General features: G+C 35.1%; 18 protein-coding genes and 1 tRNA gene. 10 read left to right on the top strand and 9 right to left on the bottom strand.

Annotated features, from left to right (window positions below; translation table 11 throughout):
• Nucleotides 1-2: 2 nt before the first annotated feature.
• The 7 genes from ABVM53_RS02495 to ABVM53_RS02525 all read right to left on the bottom strand — a co-directional run bounded on the left by ABVM53_RS02495 (nt 3) and on the right by ABVM53_RS02525 (nt 8,640).
• The gene (locus ABVM53_RS02495) at nt 3-1,526 is read right to left on the bottom strand and encodes a carboxypeptidase regulatory-like domain-containing protein (RefSeq protein ID WP_405329105.1); all 1,524 of its coding nucleotides are present in this window, start codon (nt 1,524-1,526) and stop codon (nt 3-5) included.
• Nucleotides 1,527-1,530: 4 nt separating this feature from the next.
• Nucleotides 1,531-2,967, bottom strand: a complete 1,437-nt coding sequence (locus tag ABVM53_RS02500; protein WP_405329108.1) for a CsgG/HfaB family protein — start codon at nt 2,965-2,967, stop codon at nt 1,531-1,533.
• 6 nt (nt 2,968-2,973) lie between these two features.
• Nucleotides 2,974-3,381, bottom strand: a complete 408-nt coding sequence (locus ABVM53_RS02505) for a curli assembly protein CsgF (protein WP_405329111.1) — start codon at nt 3,379-3,381, stop codon at nt 2,974-2,976.
• Between the two features lies 1 nt (nt 3,382).
• Complete coding sequence (locus ABVM53_RS02510) at nt 3,383-4,159, bottom strand: CsgE family curli-type amyloid fiber assembly protein (RefSeq protein WP_405329114.1); 777 nt, start codon at nt 4,157-4,159, stop codon at nt 3,383-3,385.
• A 9-nt stretch (nt 4,160-4,168) separates the two neighbouring features.
• On the bottom strand, nt 4,169-4,705 hold the full coding sequence (locus ABVM53_RS02515) for a hypothetical protein (RefSeq protein ID WP_405329117.1): 537 nt from the start codon (nt 4,703-4,705) through the stop codon (nt 4,169-4,171).
• 89 nt (nt 4,706-4,794) lie between these two features.
• Entirely contained in the window at nt 4,795-6,036 is a 1,242-nt protein-coding gene (locus ABVM53_RS02520; protein ID WP_405329120.1) for a hypothetical protein, read from the bottom strand.
• Between the two features lie 420 nt (nt 6,037-6,456).
• Nucleotides 6,457-8,640 (bottom strand): glutamine synthetase III, encoded by a 2,184-nt coding sequence (locus tag ABVM53_RS02525; protein WP_405329123.1) that lies wholly within the window; start codon nt 8,638-8,640, stop codon nt 6,457-6,459.
• 201 nt (nt 8,641-8,841) lie between these two features.
• On the opposite strand from ABVM53_RS02525, the gene ABVM53_RS02530 reads away from it, so the two are divergent.
• Nucleotides 8,842-9,858: a glutamine synthetase beta-grasp domain-containing protein gene (locus tag ABVM53_RS02530; RefSeq protein ID WP_128757571.1), complete on the top strand. Its 1,017-nt coding sequence runs from the start codon at nt 8,842-8,844 to the stop codon at nt 9,856-9,858.
• Between the two features lie 60 nt (nt 9,859-9,918).
• On the opposite strand, the gene ABVM53_RS02535 is transcribed toward ABVM53_RS02530, so the two are convergent.
• Both ABVM53_RS02535 and folP read right to left on the bottom strand, forming a co-directional pair.
• Entirely contained in the window at nt 9,919-10,872 is a 954-nt protein-coding gene (locus tag ABVM53_RS02535; protein WP_371457001.1) for a calcium/sodium antiporter, read from the bottom strand.
• Between the two features lie 92 nt (nt 10,873-10,964).
• Complete coding sequence (gene folP / locus ABVM53_RS02540) at nt 10,965-11,792, bottom strand: dihydropteroate synthase (RefSeq protein ID WP_405329128.1); 828 nt, start codon at nt 11,790-11,792, stop codon at nt 10,965-10,967.
• Between the two features lie 149 nt (nt 11,793-11,941).
• Here folP and ABVM53_RS02545 point away from each other — a divergent pair, with 149 nt between their 5' ends.
• The 9 genes from ABVM53_RS02545 (at nt 11,942) to ABVM53_RS02585 (ending at nt 20,037) form a co-directional block, all read left to right on the top strand.
• Entirely contained in the window at nt 11,942-12,490 is a 549-nt protein-coding gene (locus ABVM53_RS02545) for a DUF1599 domain-containing protein (protein ID WP_405329131.1), read from the top strand.
• Nucleotides 12,491-12,498: 8 nt separating this feature from the next.
• On the top strand, nt 12,499-14,211 hold the full coding sequence (locus tag ABVM53_RS02550) for a BT_3928 family protein (RefSeq protein WP_405329134.1): 1,713 nt from the start codon (nt 12,499-12,501) through the stop codon (nt 14,209-14,211).
• Nucleotides 14,208-15,284 carry an ABC transporter permease gene (locus ABVM53_RS02555; RefSeq protein ID WP_405330841.1) on the top strand — a complete coding sequence of 359 codons (1,077 nt, stop codon included), beginning with the start codon at nt 14,208-14,210 and terminating at the stop codon, nt 15,282-15,284. Before ABVM53_RS02550 ends, ABVM53_RS02555 begins: the two co-directional genes overlap by 4 nt.
• 195 nt (nt 15,285-15,479) lie before the next feature.
• The gene (gene tpiA, locus ABVM53_RS02560; protein ID WP_371456997.1) at nt 15,480-16,229 is read left to right on the top strand and encodes a triose-phosphate isomerase; all 750 of its coding nucleotides are present in this window, start codon (nt 15,480-15,482) and stop codon (nt 16,227-16,229) included.
• A gap of 9 nt (nt 16,230-16,238) precedes the next feature.
• Nucleotides 16,239-17,075, top strand: a complete 837-nt coding sequence (prmA, locus tag ABVM53_RS02565) for a 50S ribosomal protein L11 methyltransferase (RefSeq protein ID WP_128757578.1) — start codon at nt 16,239-16,241, stop codon at nt 17,073-17,075.
• A gap of 25 nt (nt 17,076-17,100) precedes the next feature.
• Nucleotides 17,101-17,376, top strand: a complete 276-nt coding sequence (locus ABVM53_RS02570; protein ID WP_128757579.1) for an ATP-dependent Clp protease adaptor ClpS — start codon at nt 17,101-17,103, stop codon at nt 17,374-17,376.
• Nucleotides 17,377-17,550: 174 nt separating this feature from the next.
• Entirely contained in the window at nt 17,551-18,420 is an 870-nt protein-coding gene (locus ABVM53_RS02575; RefSeq protein WP_405329139.1) for a M57 family metalloprotease, read from the top strand.
• 138 nt (nt 18,421-18,558) lie between these two features.
• A tRNA-Arg gene (locus ABVM53_RS02580) sits at nt 18,559-18,632 on the top strand.
• Between the two features lie 250 nt (nt 18,633-18,882).
• Complete coding sequence (locus ABVM53_RS02585; RefSeq protein WP_405329142.1) at nt 18,883-20,037, top strand: porin; 1,155 nt, start codon at nt 18,883-18,885, stop codon at nt 20,035-20,037.
• The last annotated feature ends 10 nt before the right edge of the window (nt 20,038-20,047 follow it).

The raw sequence follows: 20,047 nt of genomic DNA on the forward strand, positions 1-20,047 counted from the left end.
AATTATTCTTCCCAGTCGGGCATAGAAGCATTTGTAAATAAAATATTATCTGAGGTATATTCGCTCAACGGACTAACTAAAACATTAGGTACAGAATTAATATTACTTGGTTTTCTAGTAAATATGATTGCTCCTTCAGAAGGGGACCATCGTGGTTGTATATCATTAGATCCACTAACGGCACCATTATCAAACAAACGCTCGACACCGGTATTTAAATCATAAATGAAAATTCTATTAGCAAATTGACGATATTCATTATTTTGAGAGCCGGAAGTATCTTTAGAATATAAAAGTTGGGTCCCATTGGCATTTAAATCAATTCCCTTTACTGCACCCATCCCATTTTGAAAAATCACACGTTCTTCAGTTCCAGATGATAATCTAACAGTATAAACTCTCACATTATAGCCATCACTATTATTTGTTTTTAAAGCAATTAAATTATCGTCGAATTGGGACACGCTAACCTCAGATATAAAACTCCCATCTGTGGTTTTGTAAATTAAAGTACTTCCTCCTCCATCTGGATTTATACTATAAAGTTTATCAAAATTAGGATAATATAATTTCCCTCCATTTTGTGCCCACGTATAATCTATTTCATCAATTCTAAAGCCATTTACAGGAATGGTGCTTGTTACTTGCTTAACACCTGAACCGTCGAGATTCATAGTATGCAATTGAGTGGCACCATTAACCGTTCGAAGAAATGCTATTTTTGAAGTTTCGTTGTTTTTATGAGGTCTAAAGCTATTAAATGATTCAGATGTTAGTTTAAACTCATTAAAGTTAACTTCAGCATCTTCTTCATTACTTGCATCTTTTTTATTGCCTGAGTAAATAACACTATTGCCATTAACAGACCTAACATAGAAATAATTATTCTGCGGTGTGCTATTTGTGCTAAATTGGCTCACTGTACTTTGTACTTCACTGCTATCATCTGAAGCACTTACTTGCCAAAAATAATTTGTACCTAAATTAAGATTCTCAATTGTTACGGTCGTATCTGCAACCACCTCTCTGGATATAATTTCATTAGTTGTACCGTTTCTTAGTTGAAATTTATAAATTATTTCATCGGTATCACTTTCTGAAGAAGACCAAATAAATTGGATATTAGGTTCTAAGTTTGATGCACCATCTGTGGGAGTCAACAGTTCTGGAACTAAAGGCTCTATATTATTAGTCTTACTTACTTCTAATTCAAAAACTACAATGCTCGTCTCATTATTAAGTATGGATACAGCTTCAAAAGCATCCGCATATATATCGGATTCTGCTTGCACTGAATATTCTCCTACACTTATTGTTTCTATAACAAAATTACCAGATGCATCTGTAAATACTGTACTTGATGCGGGACTAGTTACAATTTTGATGTTTTCGAGTGGTGTATTTGTAGTTTTTGCAACAACGGTACCCGTTAGACGGCCAACTCCATTCTCTTCGATAGTATCTTCACTGCAACCTGCAAGAATAATAAGTGTGCTAACAATTAAATAAAATATTTTATTCTTCATCTGTTTAATTTTTTGGGGATTTTACTTGAGAATCATCACTTAAACCATCCTTCTTTTTATTTGTGAAATTGAAATAGTACTTGAGTCCCACTCCAAAATTGAAATAAAAATCATCACGCTTGCCATTAACGAGATTGTCTACCTTATCTGAAAATGTAATATTGTGTTCCCCCCAAATACGCATTCCTATTCTTGGAGAAAGAGCATATTCTATCCCAGCGCCATATTGAACTTTAGCATCTGTTTGATCTGCATCGAGTCCTAAAAACCCATCATTTTCAAATCCCAATAGAATTCCGCCACCCCCATATATATAGGGAGACAATTTATCGTTACGCAACAATCTAAACTCTGCGTTGAGATCTATACTAGCAAAACTTTCTTCAAAAGTACTACCCGTTTTAAATCTCATATATGCCCCATTCACATTTAAACTCACGACCTCACTCAAACCAAGATTGTATCCTATCTTAGCCATAGGCCCAAAATGTGTATCACTATAATCTGCATCAAGTAAAGAAGTCCCTAAGGAGAAATTAATTGAATTCTTAAATTTTTGCTGAAAGAAAATTCTATTATAGATACCTGTAGATTCTGCTATTTCTTTTTCTGCATTATAATTAGCAACGACCTCCTCGTTAACTTGATTACCACCTTTTGCTGACCAAAATCCGCCTTCTATACCTTCAACAATTAAATCGTGAACTGCTTTCTCTACAGCATCTTTTATAGCTAATTGTACCGGCTCATTACGTGTAATTCCCATCTCAGTTTCTAGCAATCTTTGAAACTTCACAAAGCGAAAAAGACTGGCGTCTAAAGCTTGAGATAATATGGTTTTAGATACATATACAGTTTTTAATATCTCACCATTGCTAGTTGATACCATCCTCAGGTATACCGTTATTCGATCCTGACGGTATTTTGCTGAACCTCCAAGTCCAAAATATCGCGCTCCTACTCCTCCGGTAATAATATTTGTATCATAAGATACGATACCTCCTTCTAATATAATTCCGGCATATTTAAGTGGTGGTAATGGTGGCTCGTTAGGATTAAGATTTTTAATATATTCCTGTTTTGTATTCCGTATAATATTTCGTTCTGTAGAAAGATTACTTAAATTTTCACGTTCTATAGGAATAAACCAGCCACTATCTTCTAAAGCTTTTAAGAGAATTGCTGTTGAGCCTTGGGTTACTGCAGTACTAAATGTACTTCCGTTTTCCACTGCTTTGTATTGCCCTGTTTGATCACTAAAGTTGTAGACAGCAACTTCTACCGGGGATTGTGCGGGAGGTAATCCCAAAAGAGTTTTTGTCGATTTTGAATACTCTCCTAATCGTGCGGGAGTTTGATCAAATGGTTGATTAAAGTATGCTCCACACGATGAAAGTAGAAACACGCTCATTAAGTAAAGTTGTAATTTGTAATACTTCATAAATGATTATTGATTTGGGACAATTACCTGGGTTTGTTCTCCAGTAGATGTATCTAGAATATTAATTACTAATCCTTCTTCACTTTCAAAGACTTCCACAGCCAGAGAACCATATGTGAAAGTTCCTTCTTGATCAAAATTTCCTATCCCATCGATTTGTTGTTGAAGTAGTGTTCTTGAAATCTGACTTAACAGTTGACGGTTTAGATTATCACCAAATTCTTCTAATTCCGATTGTTGTTCAGATTCATTTCGAGGGGCGGTATGACCATTTTGTGCCGAAGCCGAACTTAGCATCCAAGTATAATTAAAAGTATCTCCCCCAAATGCTGGATTTATAGGTTTATACGAAAACTGTTGAGCGAATACACTTGCAGAGCTAAATAGCAATAAAAAAAGTAAACATTTTGTCATATTAATATCTTATAAATTCATTTTTTCGCTGATCAAGTTCTTGGAGATAGGCAATTGATCTATTTAATGCGATTGACGCATTTCTAATTAGAAATGCTTTTCTGGGTTGAGCAAAAAATTGCCAAACTAATTGGTCTGCTACAAATACAGAAATACGTGTGTTTATTCCTCTACCAGGAACTTCTTCTATTAAGATATCTTTAGAAGATCTAATTTGTTTATTAAAATATTCAGAATAAAAATATCGGTAAAAATCTTTGCCTGCTTTGGTAATTGTATTTTCAAGAACGAAACCATCCATGACAAAACCATCTGAAGGCGCCGCTTGATCTTCATTTGACACAGCCATCTGAGTATCCTTTTTAAGAGTGCTTAAATCAGTTTGCCCTCCATTTTCTAAAACTATGCGGTCTTGACCGAGTGGTTTATCATCAAGGTCATAAATAATGAGGACTATAATAGTTTTATTACTTACACTGTAATTTACAGTTATAGAAGGGAGAATTAATTTCTGATGAGCCTGAATAAAGATTCGATCAGATTTAGTTTCTTTGGTAATTTGTCCATCAGATTCTGTAGTAAAAAGTAAGAGGTCATACTTTAAATTAAAGTCTGTATTTGTAAGGTTTTCAGCTGTACCTATAAAATTATAGAATTCACTATTTTTTTCAATTAATACTTCTGCTTTAATTTCTTTATTTATAAACTGACTAAATCCCAATAAAGGGATTAAAGTAATACTAAATATAATTAGGTATTTGGGGGTACTAAAAAACATTTTATTCTATTAATTAATACTTCTCACAATAAGATTTGGCGAAGCTTCAGTTTGCGAAAATTTTAAAGTTTTAGTAAGTTCATTCGCATTATCCCTTATAAAATTTAAATTATTTCCTTGTTGCGAAAGTTCAAGTGATACATCAAGTGATACATTATTAATATTATCAATAATCGTATTTGAATTTCCTCGCTGTTCAATATTAGCATAAGCTGTTCTAGCAGTATAGTCAAGATTTGTAATATTGTAGCTACCATCTTGTAGTATTGTTATGGAACTATTTGCAGTATTAGTATTGACTGTTGAATCATTATATGATCCTATTTGGGTTAAAAAAACTGAATTTCCCTGAATATTTTTTAAGTTGACATTTGATACAAATGCACTTCCTAATGACTCCATTAATGCTTTAGGATCTGTACTAGATTGATTGGGATCTATATAAGTTTGGCTAGTTATAACTGGTAAAGTAATTAATGACAATAACATATAATGTAAAAAACAGAAATTAAGTTTACTCTCTCGAAATTTGATTGTATGTATCATATTTAATTTATTTACAATTATTTAAATAAGAAAGGGCGTGTTTTGATGCACACCCTTTCCTCTTATTTAACTACTAATATTTTTATGTATTAGTAACCTGATGGTGTCATTTGAGTTTCAGGAGTCATATCTAAACTTCCTTGACCTGCAAAATCTTCTTGTAAAGTAGTTATAGTATTATTTCCGCCACCACCTTGAGTGTAAGTTGCAGAATGACCATTACCAAACTGAGATATTATTGCAGAACCTTGAGACCACTTTTGAGTCAAATTAATTTTATGGTCAGAACCTTCTTGATAAAGATCTGCATATTGGCTATAACCTGACTGATCTACATTAACCATGTTGTTATCTCCTAACTGATGTACAAATGCTTCTTGACCTCTAGTCGTTTGCTTAACAGTTGCTTTGTTATCAGATCCGTCTTGAAGAACTTCAGAATAACTACCTGGATCACCATAAGGATCTATACTTTCTTGAGTAACATTAGCGGTGTTACCTGTAGAACCCATTTGATGAACGATAGCTACATCTCCACTTCCTGATGTTAAATCAACATCATCACCAGTTTGAGTAACTTTTGCAGTGTTATCATCAGAATCTTGGTAAACATAAGCTTCAGCATAATTATTATCCTGTATCACTGTTGCTTTATTGCCTTGAGTTTTAATTTGCTCAACAATAGCTAAGTTATCCATACCAGTTGTGCTTATTGTAGCCATGTTTTTAACACCGGCAACTGCGTAAGATTCCTGATCTACACGAGCTTTATTTCCAGTACCAGTTTGGTCTACATCCGCCTCGTTTCTAGGGAAATTTGCATTAGGTGCAGAAGGTTGATTTGGCTTTCCTACTTGGGTAACTTTCGCTTGGTTGCTATCACCTGTTTGCATAACGTCTGCCTTACTCTGGTCATATGTTTGCTTTACTGTAGCAGTGTTCCCTGTTAAAACATCAGATGATCCAGATTGAGTTACTTTGGCCCAGTTTCCTACAGCTGCCATACCTGTACCTTGAATGATAGTAGACTTGTTTCCAAGATCATCCTGATCAACATAAGCCTTGTTAAAAGATCCTCCTTCCTGAGTTGCAGCAGATACGTTTTTCTCACCTACTTGATCAACTTTCACAAGGTTACTTGCACCAAATTGAGTTGACACAGAATTATTTGCTGTTCCATTTTGTGTAAGATCGGCATTGTTCATTGTTCCTGCTTGATAAGCATGTCCAACGTTTGAACTTCCAGTTTGGGTACCTGTAGAGGTATTTTGCTGTGCAAAAGCAACAGCCCCGATCATTAGCGCTGCTGCGCTTAATACTACTTTTTTCATAATAGAAAGTTTTAAATTAATAATATATAGAATGGTTAATAATATACTTGGTAAATAATATTTGGCTTAGATCATAGGGAAAGATCAAAAGACCAAATTCTAGCTATATAAGGGATTATAGCCTGCGTAGAAATCAATTTTCATCATCCTTTACTCTTTCAACGCAAGGCTAAATTAGGAAAAACTAATGTGCTGATTTTATGAATTCTATAACTTTTCGATGAAAGTACAAGTAGACTATAACGATGTAGAATCTGAAGCCTTGTAGATAAAGGCATCCGCAGCAAAAAGGGAAAAACACCCTTTCTAATATCAAAAAAATATGTGTAGTCTTTTACCTACATCATTTGTAGGTAAAAGATAATTATGTAAAGTTAAATTAACGTTTTAGACTCATGGATTTGTCTCTGAAACTCTAAATTATCTCAAATTGAGTAATTCTCTGTTCTTTGCAAGAGGCCAAAGCTTATCCTCTACTAATAATTCTAATTTATCTGAAGCATATCTAATTTTGTTAAAATATGGAATTACTAATTCGTTATACGATTTAGCTCTATCCTTTATATCTAGTAGATTTGCTTCTTTTCTTACAGCTATCATCTCTGTGATAGCCTCGTTAACAATTTTTAAATAAGAAGATATTTGCTCAATTATATTTAGCTGTTCACTGGCCATAGTTTTATAATCTCCTTCAAAGATTTCTTTTAAACCTTTTACATTCTTAATCAATAAATTTTGATATCTAATTGATGTAGGAATTATATGATTGCGAGCCATATCTCCCAGGACTCTACTTTCAATTTGAACTCTCTTAATATATTCTTCAATTTCAATTTCATGTCGTGCTTTGAGTTCGATAGAATTCATAACATCCATTTCTTCAAATAAGGATAATGTCTGCTTAGCTAATTGAATATCTAAAGCTTGTGGTGTCGTACGATTATTGCTAAGCTTTCGCTTTTTTGCTTCAGCTTCCCATTCCTTACTATAACCATCTCCTTCAAAGCGTATTTTCTTTGACGCTTTTATATACTCACGAAGAATATTGAAAATAGCATCATCCTTCTTCATACCCTTACTGTCTATAAGTGTATCAACTTCGATTTTAAAATCTTTTAATTGCTTTGCTACAATTGTATTTAAAACCACCATTGGCTTTGCACAGTTGGCTGTTGAGCCGACTGCTCTAAATTCAAATTTATTACCTGTAAAGGCAAATGGAGATGTTCTATTACGGTCTGTATTGTCTAACAAAATTTCGGGGATCTTACCCACAACATTGAGTTTAAGATCTGTCTTCTCTTGCGGAGATAATTTTCCATCTGATACTTTTTCTAACTCATCAAGTACCTTCGTTAATTGTTTTCCGATAAAAACAGACATTATTGCTGGTGGCGCTTCATTTGCCCCTAATCGATGATCATTTGAAGCAGATGCCACAGAGGCTCTTAATAATTCTTCATGATCTTGAACCGCTTTAATTGTATTTATGAAGAAAGTAAGAAACTGGAGATTCTTCATAGGAGTACTACCGGGACTCAACAAATTAACTCCGGTATCTGTTGCCAGTGACCAGTTGTTATGTTTTCCGCTACCATTAATACCTGCAAATGGTTTTTCGTGAAATAAAACCTTGAGTTTATGTTTGTCAGCTACACGGGCCATTAGATCCATAATTAATGAATTATGATCGACTGCTAAATTTGCCTCTTCAAAAATAGGTGCCAACTCAAATTGGTTTGGTGCCACTTCATTGTGTCTGGTTTTTACCGGAATTCCAAGAAGCATACACTGCTGCTCTAGATCCTTCATAAAATTTAAAGCTCTAGAAGGTATGGATCCAAAGTAATGATCATCTAACTGCTGTCCTTTTGCAGGTGCGTGACCCAGCAAGGCCCTTCCTGTTTGCATAATATCTGGTCGCGAAGCTGCTAATGCCGCATCAATGAGAAAATATTCTTGTTCCCATCCCAAAGTTGCAGTCACTTTAGTCACCGATTTATTGAAATATTTTGCAACTTCTGTAGCAGAATTATCAATTGCGTTTAGCGCTCTTAGTAATGGAGTTTTGTTATCTAAAGCTTCACCTGTGTAGGAAACAAACACAGTAGGTATACACAAAGTCGTATCTAAAATAAATGCCGCAGATGTAGGATCCCAGGCGGTATAACCCCGTGCTTCAAAAGTATTTCGAATTCCACCATGTGGAAATGAGGATGCGTCTGGCTCTTGTTGAACCAGCTTTGCACCTTCAAATTTTTCAATGGCACTTCCATCAGACAAACTTTCAAAAAAGGCATCGTGCTTTTCTGCTGTTGCACCTGTTAGAGGTTGAAACCAATGCGTATAATGGGTTGCTCCTAAACTAATTGCCCACTGCTTCATTCCGGCAGCAATACTATCTGCCATCAATCTATCAATCTTAGAACCTGTATTTATTGCATCTTGAACAGCTTCAAAGGCATCACTAGAAAGAACCTGACGCATAGCTTGTTTCCCAAAAACATGCTTACCATAAAGTGCAGATCTGCGCTCATTTTCTTCAATAACTACTGGTTTTCTTGAAAGACTTTCTTTCAGTGCAAAAAATCGTAAAGTATTCATTTTTGGATAGATTTTTATGAATTCGAAAATTCTAAGCGGTAAAAATATATAATTTCGTAATACACCCCTCTATAGGTAGGGGTAAATTAAATTTATTCAATAGATTTTTAATTAAGACCCCCTAAAACAAGAATGCTAGATATTAAAGATTTGTTATATTTGTAATTAGTTTAATTCAAAAAATTTAAAATTAATTTTATTATGGGCAAATCAAAATTAGAGTATATCTGGTTAGATGGTTATTCTCCAACTGCCAATCTAAGAAGTAAAACCAAAGTTGAAGACGATTTTAGTGGTAAACTAGAAGATTGTCCAGTATGGTCTTTTGACGGTTCTTCAACGAAGCAAGCTGAAGGTGGATCTTCTGATTGCCTATTAAAGCCCGTAGCAATTTATCCTGATCCTGCACGTAGAGATGGTTATTTAGTAATGACTGAAGTTTTAAATGCAGACGGTTCTCCGCATGAATCTAACTACAGAGCACAGATTGATGATGATGACAATGATTTCTGGTTCGGTTTTGAGCAGGAATACTTTATTATGGATAAAAGCACGCAATTACCTTTAGGATTTCCGGTAGGTGGTTACCCTGGTCCTCAAGGTATGTACTATTGTTCTGTAGGTGGTAAAAATACACACGGAAGAGCTTTTGTAGAAGAGCACGCAGATTTATGTATTGATGCCGGCCTTAACTTTGAAGGTATCAATCAAGAGGTTGCAAGTGGACAGTGGGAATTCCAACTTTTTGCTAAAGGCGCTAAGAAAGCCGGTGATGAAATCTGGATTGCTCGTTATTTACTACAAAGACTTACTGAAGATTATGGATACTATATAGAATTTCACCCTAAACCAATTAAAGGTGACTGGAATGGTTCTGGTATGCACGCTAACTTCTCAAATACAACGTTACGTACTGCTGGCTCAAAAGATGTTTACGACACAATTTGTGAATCTTTTAGACCTCTTGTTAAAGAACACATCGAAGTTTATGGTGAGTTCAATGATCAACGTTTAACTGGTAAACACGAGACTGCATCTATAAGTGATTTCTCTTACGGAGTATCAGACCGTGGTGCTTCAATACGTATTCCAATTATCGCTGTAGAAAAAGGATGGAAAGGATGGTTAGAAGATCGTCGTCCAGCTTCTAATGGTGATCCTTACCGTATTGCAGGTAGAATTGTAAAAACTGTAAAAGGAGCAGAAAAGCATCTATAATTTACGTTCTGAAAATATAAAAAATGCCCGCTTTATGCGGGCATTTTTATTTTTAAGACCTTAACTAAAAGCCATTCCTATAAATACACAGTATGCTGCAAATAATATAAATCCCTTCCACCTGTTTAGTTCTAATTTCAGGGGAAGTAATCCTAACGGCAGTAATAATAAAGCAAACCCTAGTAACCAAAACATATTTGTATCCAGTATTTGAGGATCAATAACCTGTATAGGTGTTATTAAAGCAGTGAGTCCTAATACCGAGGCTATATTAAAGATGTTAGAGCCTATAAGATTCCCAAGTGATATTGCTTTTTCTTTTTTGAGAGCCGCAATGATAGATGCAGCTAATTCTGGAACACTGGTTCCTATAGCTATCACCGTTACCGAAATCGCATAATCACTCACACCTGCCATTTCCGCAAGGTCTTTTGCTCCACGCACCAGCCATTCAGATCCAAAATATAATGCTAAGGCTCCTATAAGTAGCCATACCGTAATTTTAAAATAGGAAGTGGTTGAGAGGCCTGCATCAATTTCGTCGTTTTGACCTTCTTCTGTGGGTTTAGCGTTTTTAGCTCTGCGTATAAGGACTATGAGATATATTACCAGAGAAGCTAACAAGACAACACCTTCAATTCTTGAAATTTGATTATCATTTACCAGAGCGAGATAAAGGCCTAAAGAATACAAAACCATCACCGGCCAATTAAACCTAAAAAAATCGCGGTCAATTCCCAAAGTAGAAATAATTGCTGTAAGACCTAGTACTAAACCAATATTTGCAATATTACTCCCTATAACATTCCCCAGGGCAATGTCTGAATAGCCTTCTAAAGCAGCCTGTAAACTTACCAGTAGTTCTGGAGCAGATGTTGCAAAAGAAACTACCGTAAGTCCGATTACCATTTTTGAAAGGTTAAGTTTAAAAGATAAACCTACCGATGCACGAACAAGAAACTCACCTCCGATTACTAGAAGTGTAAGACCTAATAAAATAAATACAATACTCATTTACAATTTTTAAAATCGCGAAGATACATAACCGCTTACTAACATTTTTTTTGATCTGCGATGGTTTTTAAATAACTAGCTTACTTATATTTTTAACCATTTAATGCATCTAAAAGTTTTACAGTTTCAACCGCTTCCTTCACATCGTGAACTCTTAATATAGAAGCTCCTTTTTGTAATGCTATTGTATTTAAAACAGTGGTTCCGTTAAGGGCTTCTGCTGCTGAAGTGTCAAGCGTTTTGTAAATCATAGATTTTCTAGAAACTCCTATTAAAATTGGCAAATCTGCAATTTGCAACTTTTCGGTATTTCTTAATAATTCAAAATTATGAGAGATTGTCTTAGCAAATCCAAATCCCGGATCGATAATGAGATCGTTAATGCCACAAGATCGGGCAGTAGCTATGCGCTCGCTAAAATACAAGAGTACCTCTCGCACCACATCCTTGTAATCTGCAAATTCTTTCATTGTTTGAGGAGAACCTTTCATATGCATCATAATGTAAGGAACTTGATAATCTGCAATTGTTTTGAGCATTTGATCATCAAGAATTCCTGCAGATATATCATTTATGATTGCCGCACCTGCTTCAATAGCTTTTTTCGCTACTTCAGCTCTAAAAGTATCTATAGACAATAAGACTTCTGGAAAATTCTTTAATAATAGCGTTACTACCGGAAGTACACGCTCAAGCTCTTCATTTACCGATATATCTGTCGCGCCGGGCCGAGAACTATATCCACCTATATCTATAAATGTCGCTCCATCGGTAAGCATTTTTTCCGCTAGACTTAAAATTTCTGAGTCATTTTTAAGGTTTCCGCCGTCATAAAAAGAATCTGGTGTTATATTTAAAATACCCATAACGCGAGGTATAGAAAGATCTATGAGTTTGCCTTTACAATTAATGCTTTTCATGAATTAGAACTATGTTTTTTTTAGATTGCGTATTTTAAGCGAAATTTACGGAAAATGAATGAGCCTAATTCCTGAGGAATGTTTCAGAATTAAAATTTGCAGGCTTTATTCCTTATCAATTAGTATCCTTAAGGATTTAATCTATATAAATGAAGCAAACTTCAGCGCAATACGATAATGTTATAACCGCTTGTCGTAATCTATTTTCAAAAAAAATGAGTGACTACGGAAGTGCCTGGCGCATATTGCGATTACCATCACTTACCGATCAGATTTTTATAAAAGCACAGCGCATACGCGGACTTCAGCAAAACGAAGTGCATAAAGTTAATGAAGGAGAAGCTTCAGAATTTATAGGCATAATTAACTATTCTATTATGGCTTTAATTCAACTCGATAAAGGTGTGGTAGAACAGCCAGATCTAAGCCTTGATGAAGCCTTAGCAAGTTATGATCAGCAAGTGGCCATAACAAAAAATCTTATGGAGAATAAGAATCACGACTATGGTGAAGCCTGGCGTGATATGCGCATTAGCTCTTTAACAGATCTTATTTTACAGAAGTTACTGCGTGTAAAACAAATTGAAAATAACGAAGGTAAAACCCTAGTTTCTGAAGGTATAGATGCAAATTATCAAGATATGGTAAACTATGCCGTTTTTGCGTTGATATTAATGGAGGAAGATTCCGCTAAATAAAGAAAACATTGAAAAAACTAATTGGAGTAATTCGAATTTTTGTAGGTATTCTTTTCATAATATCAGGGTTTATTAAACTCAATGATCCTGTAGGTTTCTCATTTAAGCTACAGGAATATTTCTCTCCAGATGTTTTAAACATCGAGTTTATGAGTCCGTTTGCATTGGGTCTGGCCATAATCCTGGTTATTGTAGAATTGGTTTTAGGGGTTGCCTTAATTATTGGGTATTATAAAAAAGCTACTATGTGGCTTTTGCTATTAATGATTCTCTTTTTTACGTTTCTCACATTTTATTCGGCGTACTTTAATAAGGTTACAGATTGCGGTTGTTTTGGTGATGCACTACCACTTACTCCCTGGCAATCATTTTCTAAAGATGTAGTCTTACTTATTTTAATTCTTATCTTATTTTTTAATTTAAAATACATCCAGCCATTCTTTACAAATTTTGGCAGATCAATTGTGATCTTTGCTACTTTCATAGGTTGTTTAAGCTTTGGGTATTACGTGTTGATGCACCTTCCTGTATTTGACTTTAGGGCCTATAAAGTAGGAATAAACATTAAAGAAGGAATGACTGTTCCTGAGGATGCCGAGAAAGCCATTTTTAATTATAATTGGAAATTTGATGTAAACGGTACAGAGAAAATAATCACAACTCAAGGAGAATATCCTGCTTCTGAAGGTACATTTATAGAAGTAGATACCGAAGTAGTATCTCAAGGTTACGCCCCTCCTATTCACGATTTCACTATTGAAAGAGACGGTGAAGATTATGCTGAAGAGTTTTTAAGCACTCCTAATGTTATAGTAGTAATCGCCTACGATTTAAATAAAACCGAATGGAATGGCTGGCCTGTTATCAAAAAACTGACCAATGAAGCTATTAAAAAGGGATATAAAGTAATTGGCCTTACCTCTTCGGGTGAAGCAGAAGTTAATGATCTATTAGAAAAACAAAATCTAAACTTTGAATTTTACTTTACAGATGCTACTGTTTTAAAAACGATTGTACGCAGCAATCCTGGAATTCTGAAGTTAAATAAGGGTACAATTCTTCAGAAAAAACATTGGAACGATGCGGAAGAAATTGAACTCCAAACTATATCTTCTACTAATGCTGCTATCGACTTTGATTTAAAAAACCGACTTGATAGTATTGCAAAATACGATCAATTGTATCGCCCTTTACTTCAAGAAACAGACCTCGAAAAACGCGAAGCACTCGCTCAAAAATTAGGGCTGGCTAAAGAGGATTACACCGGTGATCTATGGAAAAAACAATTGCTACTCGATACGAGTAATTTAAAAGTCGTCAAAAATATATTAGATAACTATGGGTATCCGGGTAAATCAATTGTAGGCGAACCTACAAATCTTATAGCCTTAGATGTTATTGAACATAATCCCATTCACATAGATCAGTACATCGACTTATTTAAAGAAGCCGCGGCTAAGGGAGAGCTGCCAATGACGCGTGTCGCGGCCTTAGAAGACAAGTATCTTATGCAGCAACATAAAGAACAAATATATGGTACGCAAGCACAGATAACCGCAGCAAATGGTTTTTTCATATGGCCTATTAAAGATCCTGAGGGGGTAAATAGGAGACGTGCAGATGCTGGTTTTGATCGTACTATCGAGGAATACGCAGCCGAATTAATGGGTGAAAAAACTGCCTACAAAGTTTTAAAATTATCTGATATTAAAACACTCTGATTTCTTTTTTCTTAAATAAAGTATGGTATGCCCTGTTGACCCTTTTTGGGGTGATAACAGTCGTTTTTCTATTATTTACAGTCCTTCCCGGAGATCCCGCGCGTATGATGCTTGATCAAAATGAAGATCCTGAGCAGCTTGCAATTATTAAACACAAATACGGTTTTGACAAACCCGTAATTACGCAATACATCTATTATCTCAATGATCTGTCTCCGCTTTCATTGCATTCAACAAATTCCAAAAACTATACAAGTCTTAAAACAGGAAAGTACACTTACACCCCTCTAATCACAGTAAATAAATACAATCTTGTTATTAAAGAACCCTACTTAAGAGAATCTTTTCAGAAAACCGGCAAAACGGTTGTAGATGTTATTTCAGAAACCTTACCAAATACGATTGTACTTGCTTTAAGCGCAATTAGTCTCGCTATTTTTCTAGGTATATTTTTAGGTATCGTATCTGCAAATGCTAGAGATACCTGGCTAGACAAAATAATACAAGTAATTAGTACTTTGGGAATGAGCGTTCCCAGCTTCTTTAGCGCTATTCTTTTTGCGTGGCTATTTGGGTATGTACTTCACAAGTTTACAAATCTTAATATGACGGGTAGTTTATACGAGATGGATGATTTTGGTGAAGCAATAACCATACAATGGAAAAATATAATTTTACCGGCCATTGTTCTAGGTATACGTCCGCTGGCAGTAGTAATCCAGCTTATGCGCAATTCACTTCTGGAGGTTTATAATCAAGAATATATACGTACTGCACAAGCAAAAGGATTAAGTAAATGGCAAATAGTCTGGCGCCACGCTATAAAAAATGCATTAAATCCTGTGGTAACAGCAGTCTCTGGATGGTTTGCTTCAATGTTAGCCGGAGCTGTATTTGTAGAGTATATTTTTGGCTGGAATGGATTAGGAAAAGAAATTGTAGATGCGTTAAACACCTTAGACCTTCCTATAATAATGGGATCTGTTTTAGTTATTGCGACAATGTTTATTCTGATTAATATCCTTGTCGATCTTATTTATGGTCTTTTAGATCCTAAAGTCCGCATTAAGTAATGCAAATGTTGTAGAATAGATAGACTAACGTTATTTTTATATCTTATCATTTTTCTATATTTTAATCTCTTATTTCGAGAAAAATTCCCCTATTCAAAAGTACTTTATCATTTTGCAGATAAAAGACAGGATGAGGTTGACGAACAATAATTAAAATAGATATAAATAAATACAACAACTACAAACCTATATACCATGAGAAAAAATATCGTAGCCGGTAACTGGAAAATGAATACCGATCTCGCCGAAACACAAGATCTGATTTCAGGATTAAAAAAAATAGCAAAAACTTCTAACGCAGAGGTTATTATTGCCCCTCCTTTTGTTAATCTATACAGCGCATTTGAGTCTGTAAAAGGCTTAGACATTACAGTTGCAGCACAAAATATGCATCAATCAGACTCAGGAGCTTTTACTGGTGAGATAAGTGCTAGTATGTTGAAAAGTATAGGCGTTAACACGGTAATTTTAGGACATAGTGAACGTAGAGCCTTTTTTCACGAAAAAGAAGATTTGCTTGCTGAAAAAGTAAATACTGCACTAGAAAACGATATGACAGTTATCTATTGTTTTGGTGAAGAACTAAAAGATAGAAAGTTTAGCGAGCACTTTGAGGTTGTACACAAGCAAATTAGTAATGCATTATTTCATCTAGATGCTTCTGCCTGGGAAAATATTGTATTAGCCTATGAACCAGTTTGGGCTATAGGAACTGGAGAAACAGCAAGTCCCGATCAAGCTCAGGAAATGCACGCGTATATACGCAAAACAATTGCAGATGAGTATTCTGAAGATGTTGCTGAGGAAGTTACCATTCTTTATGGAGGAAGTGTTAAACCTAATAATGCTGAAGAAATTTTTTCTAAACCAGATGTAGATGGTGGTTTAATAGGTGGTGCTTCTCTTAAGGCTGAAGACTTTATGGCTATTGTAAACGCATTTTAATATATATAAATGGCTGAAGCATATTCTGAATACGAGTTTAAAGTAAATCCCGTAAATCCCGGGGCAGAAATTCTCATTGCCGAACTAAGTGAACTTGATTTTGAAAGTTTTGATGAGACTGAAGATGGCGTGAAAGCCTATATTCTTTCTGCATTAGATAAAACTGATTTATTAAAAGATATTTATTTACTTCAAAATCCGGAATTCGAAATCAGTTACTCGGTGAATCTTATAGAGCCGGTTAACTGGAACGAAGAATGGGAAAAGAACTTCGAACCTATTGAAGTTGATGGTATTTGCTCTGTAAGAGCTCCTTTTCACCCTAAACCCGATACCGAGTTTGATATTGTTATTGAACCAAAAATGTCCTTTGGTACTGGTCATCACGAGACCACACATTTAATGATTAAGCATTTGCTTAAACTGGATGTAGAAGGATTAAAAACGCTCGATATGGGATGTGGCACCGGTATTCTGGCAATCTTGGCAGCTCTAAAAGGTGCACGGCCTGTAGAAGCTATAGACATTGATCCCTGGTGTTACGAAAACACGATGGAAAATGTAGCCCGCAACGGAGTTGAATTTATTGAAGCATTTGAAGGTGATGTTAAACTAATTGATGGTAAACAATACGACTTACTCATTGCTAACATCAATAGAAATATACTTTTAGCAGATATTCCTACCTACGCAAGTTGCCTCACTGAATCAGGAACTCTATTACTCAGCGGTTTTTACACTCAGGATATTCCGGCAATTACAGAAGTTTGTAATCAACACGGTCTAAATTTTATCATGAATTTTGAAAAAAATAATTGGGTAGCTTGTAAATTTGTAAAAAATTAATATACTGAATTTAAGCTTTTTGCATATGAGCACTAAAGAAAAGGTACAAGAAGAAGTTGATGTCCTCGAAGCGGAAGATAGAAATAACGAAATCATTGTTTACAATGATGATGTAAATACATTTGATCACGTTATAGAAACATTAATACACGTGTGTGAGCATACTCCTATACAAGCAGAACAATGCTCACTTATTGTTCACTATAAAGGTAAGTGTACGGTAAAAACCGGTAGCTATGAATACCTCGAGCCAAGATGTAGTGCACTATTAGATGCCGGACTTAGCGCAGAAATTATTTAGAAAAAACAGAATTTTTACACAAAAAGCCTCCTTATTCAGGAGGCTTTTTTCTTATAGATAATTCGGTAGATAAATGGATTTAGTCGATTAAATGTAATTATTTAACGTTTAACGGTATTGTTTATCAGGTATTTTTTAATAGTTTTCAGAAATCATTAATAAAATATCAAATCTATGTTATCAAACACATTTAAAAAAGTAGCCCTTTTTGGGTTAGGTTGTTCTTTAGTGCTTGCCTCTTGCTCTGAAGATAAAACCGAAGAAGGTGTAGCTGTTACTGAAACCGCTGCAGACCTCGAAGTATCACAAGCGATCCTTGATCAAGTAGAAACTTTGGGAATGAATACCAGATATGTAAAGTGGGATTCGTTCTTTTTCCCCGACGGTACTTCAGAAATGCGCTTATTTTTAGAAGATGACATTGTAGTTACTCCAGAAGAGTTGACAGCTATGGTAAATCTTGAAAGCGCAGAGAAAGGTGCAAAAGGCACAGACAAGCAGTACAGAACATCTGCACTGGTTAGTCAAGGCCGCACAATTACAATTGTGGGTTACACCGGCGGTAGCCAGGCTCTAAGTTCTAAAGAACGTACAGCACTACAAATGGCGGTAGATAATTACAATAATTTGAGTGGTGTATCTATAACATTCAACCTAACCTTTGGTACGAGCTACCAGAGCCGTGATATGGTTGTTTATAACAATACCGTAAATAATCCTTCTGGAACTGGTGGTAGTGCCGGTTTCCCAAGTAATGGATTACCTTATAAATATGTACAGATTTATGGTCTTGCAAATTATAGCACAGACGTTGTAGAGCATGTACTTACTCATGAAATTGGTCATTCTGTAGGATTTAGACATACAGACTGGTTTAGCAGACAAAGTTGTGGAGACAACGTAAATGAAGGTGGAGATGCAAATCATATTTCGGGAACCCCAACCGGTTATGACGCAACTTCTATAATGTTATCTTGCTTTAGCTCAAATGCTAGTGGAGAATTTAATGCTAATGATATTACGGCATTAAATAACATGTACTAGAAATACTTAATTCCCCTAGAAAAGCCATTTAAAAATTAAATGGCTTTTTTTTAATTTATCCTTGTAGATATCTAAAAAAGACTTATATTTGCACCCGCAAAATGAGACAAATATATGTTTCTATTTTGCAAAAATAAAGGCCTTGTGGCGCAACTGAATAGCGCACCTGATTACGGCTCAGGAGGTTCCAGGTTTGAATCCTGGCAAGGTCACAAAAACCACACTTTCTAAGTGTGGTTTTTTTTGCTATATATACTTCATATCACAAGATATCTGAATATTTGCTTACTCTCTGTTCGGTTATTATTTCCAATTAAAATTTTTTATCCTTCAGAGTATTGTAAGTATTGCTTTCAATAAATTTTAGTATTTTCCTCAAAATGCCTTAAACACTATACATTGGGGCAAGAATGCATCAGTTTCCGTATACAAATCAGAAAGAGCAAATCCTTAAAAAATACTATGTTAAAAATCGTATTCAGTCTTTTATTACTATTTACAGTTTCGGTAATGGTTGCTCAAGAAGATGATAGTCCGGATGAGCCTATAATCCCTATTAATAAAGCGGGTTTACTAAAAAATATAGATATCACATTTGATATGCGTATGGATTTTCAAGCTTACACGTTTAGGGGTGGCGATAATTATTACAACGGTTTTCAGTTTGAAAACGGATTTACTGCTCTCGGAATTGCTGCTAAAATAAATGATAAGCTAAAAATTAATTTCAGAAACCGATTCAATAAAGATAGTGATGTACAAAGTCTCGATCGATTAGGAAGTAACATCGAACTTGCCTACATAGATGTCAAATTAAGCAACTCGCTTAATATGTATCTGGGTAAAATGACCGCTTTTTACGGAGGTTATGAGTATGAGTTTATAGCACGTGATGTTCTTGAATATAATGATATATATGGTAATGCACTCGCCTTTGTTACTGGAGCCGGCTTGTCGTACAAGGCTTTTGACAACCATAAATTTGGGGTACAAATATTAAACTCCCGCACAGCACTTTATGAAGACCTCTACGGAGATGTAATCGCAGAAAATATACAAGAACCAGACTGGCCGGTATCATTTGTGGGAAACTGGGGCGGAAGTTTCTTTGACGGAAAACTTGAAACTATTTACAGTTTAAGTCATTCTACGGAAGTAAAAGATCGTGGCACAACGTTTTTCACTTTAGGTAATAAGTATGAGAATAAGAACCTGACACTTATGTATGATTTTCATTACAGTTATGAAGAAATTGATACAAAAGGCATCGTAACAAGCGTAACCAGCGATGAAATAATTGCTGAAAATGTGACGTATATCGAAAACTGGTTTAGAGGAAAATATCGTATAAATCCTAAGTTTGAAGGTTTGCTGACCTTAATGACAAGTAGCGCCTACGACAATGCCGAAACGGGAAAAGACCATATAAGAACAAGCTATGGAATAATCCCAACCGTTTATTACAGTCCGTTTAAAGACCTCAACGTCAAATTTTACTTTGCCTATATCGGAAGATATTACGATTATTCTGATTACGCTATAAACGAACTCGGAGCTTCTAGTTTTAATAAGAATGAAGTGCGTATAGGTTTTATAGCACCGCTACTTCTGCTATAAAAGATAGAAT

It is taken from the genome of Leeuwenhoekiella sp. LLG6367-2.1, from assembly GCF_045055775.1.
Classification (GTDB): Bacteria; Bacteroidota; Bacteroidia; order Flavobacteriales; family Flavobacteriaceae; genus Leeuwenhoekiella; species Leeuwenhoekiella aequorea.

What these genes read in the sequence shown, in the direction of transcription:
- ABVM53_RS02495 (WP_405329105.1), bottom strand. Translation starts at nt 1,526, where the DNA reads ATGAAGAATAAAATATTTTATTTAATTGTTAGCACACTTATTATTCTT.
- ABVM53_RS02500 (WP_405329108.1), bottom strand. Translation starts at nt 2,967, where the DNA reads ATGAAGTATTACAAATTACAACTTTACTTAATGAGCGTGTTTCTACTT.
- ABVM53_RS02505 (WP_405329111.1), bottom strand. Translation starts at nt 3,381, where the DNA reads ATGACAAAATGTTTACTTTTTTTATTGCTATTTAGCTCTGCAAGTGTA.
- ABVM53_RS02510 (WP_405329114.1), bottom strand. Translation starts at nt 4,159, where the DNA reads ATGTTTTTTAGTACCCCCAAATACCTAATTATATTTAGTATTACTTTA.
- ABVM53_RS02515 (WP_405329117.1), bottom strand. Translation starts at nt 4,705, where the DNA reads ATGATACATACAATCAAATTTCGAGAGAGTAAACTTAATTTCTGTTTT.
- ABVM53_RS02520 (WP_405329120.1), bottom strand. Translation starts at nt 6,036, where the DNA reads ATGAAAAAAGTAGTATTAAGCGCAGCAGCGCTAATGATCGGGGCTGTT.
- ABVM53_RS02525 (WP_405329123.1), bottom strand. Translation starts at nt 8,640, where the DNA reads ATGAATACTTTACGATTTTTTGCACTGAAAGAAAGTCTTTCAAGAAAA.
- ABVM53_RS02530 (WP_128757571.1), top strand. Translation starts at nt 8,842, where the DNA reads ATGGGCAAATCAAAATTAGAGTATATCTGGTTAGATGGTTATTCTCCA.
- ABVM53_RS02535 (WP_371457001.1), bottom strand. Translation starts at nt 10,872, where the DNA reads ATGAGTATTGTATTTATTTTATTAGGTCTTACACTTCTAGTAATCGGA.
- folP (WP_405329128.1), bottom strand. Translation starts at nt 11,792, where the DNA reads ATGAAAAGCATTAATTGTAAAGGCAAACTCATAGATCTTTCTATACCT.
- ABVM53_RS02545 (WP_405329131.1), top strand. Translation starts at nt 11,942, where the DNA reads ATGAAGCAAACTTCAGCGCAATACGATAATGTTATAACCGCTTGTCGT.
- tpiA (WP_371456997.1), top strand. Translation starts at nt 15,480, where the DNA reads ATGAGAAAAAATATCGTAGCCGGTAACTGGAAAATGAATACCGATCTC.
- prmA (WP_128757578.1), top strand. Translation starts at nt 16,239, where the DNA reads ATGGCTGAAGCATATTCTGAATACGAGTTTAAAGTAAATCCCGTAAAT.
- ABVM53_RS02570 (WP_128757579.1), top strand. Translation starts at nt 17,101, where the DNA reads ATGAGCACTAAAGAAAAGGTACAAGAAGAAGTTGATGTCCTCGAAGCG.
- ABVM53_RS02575 (WP_405329139.1), top strand. Translation starts at nt 17,551, where the DNA reads ATGTTATCAAACACATTTAAAAAAGTAGCCCTTTTTGGGTTAGGTTGT.
- ABVM53_RS02585 (WP_405329142.1), top strand. Translation starts at nt 18,883, where the DNA reads ATGTTAAAAATCGTATTCAGTCTTTTATTACTATTTACAGTTTCGGTA.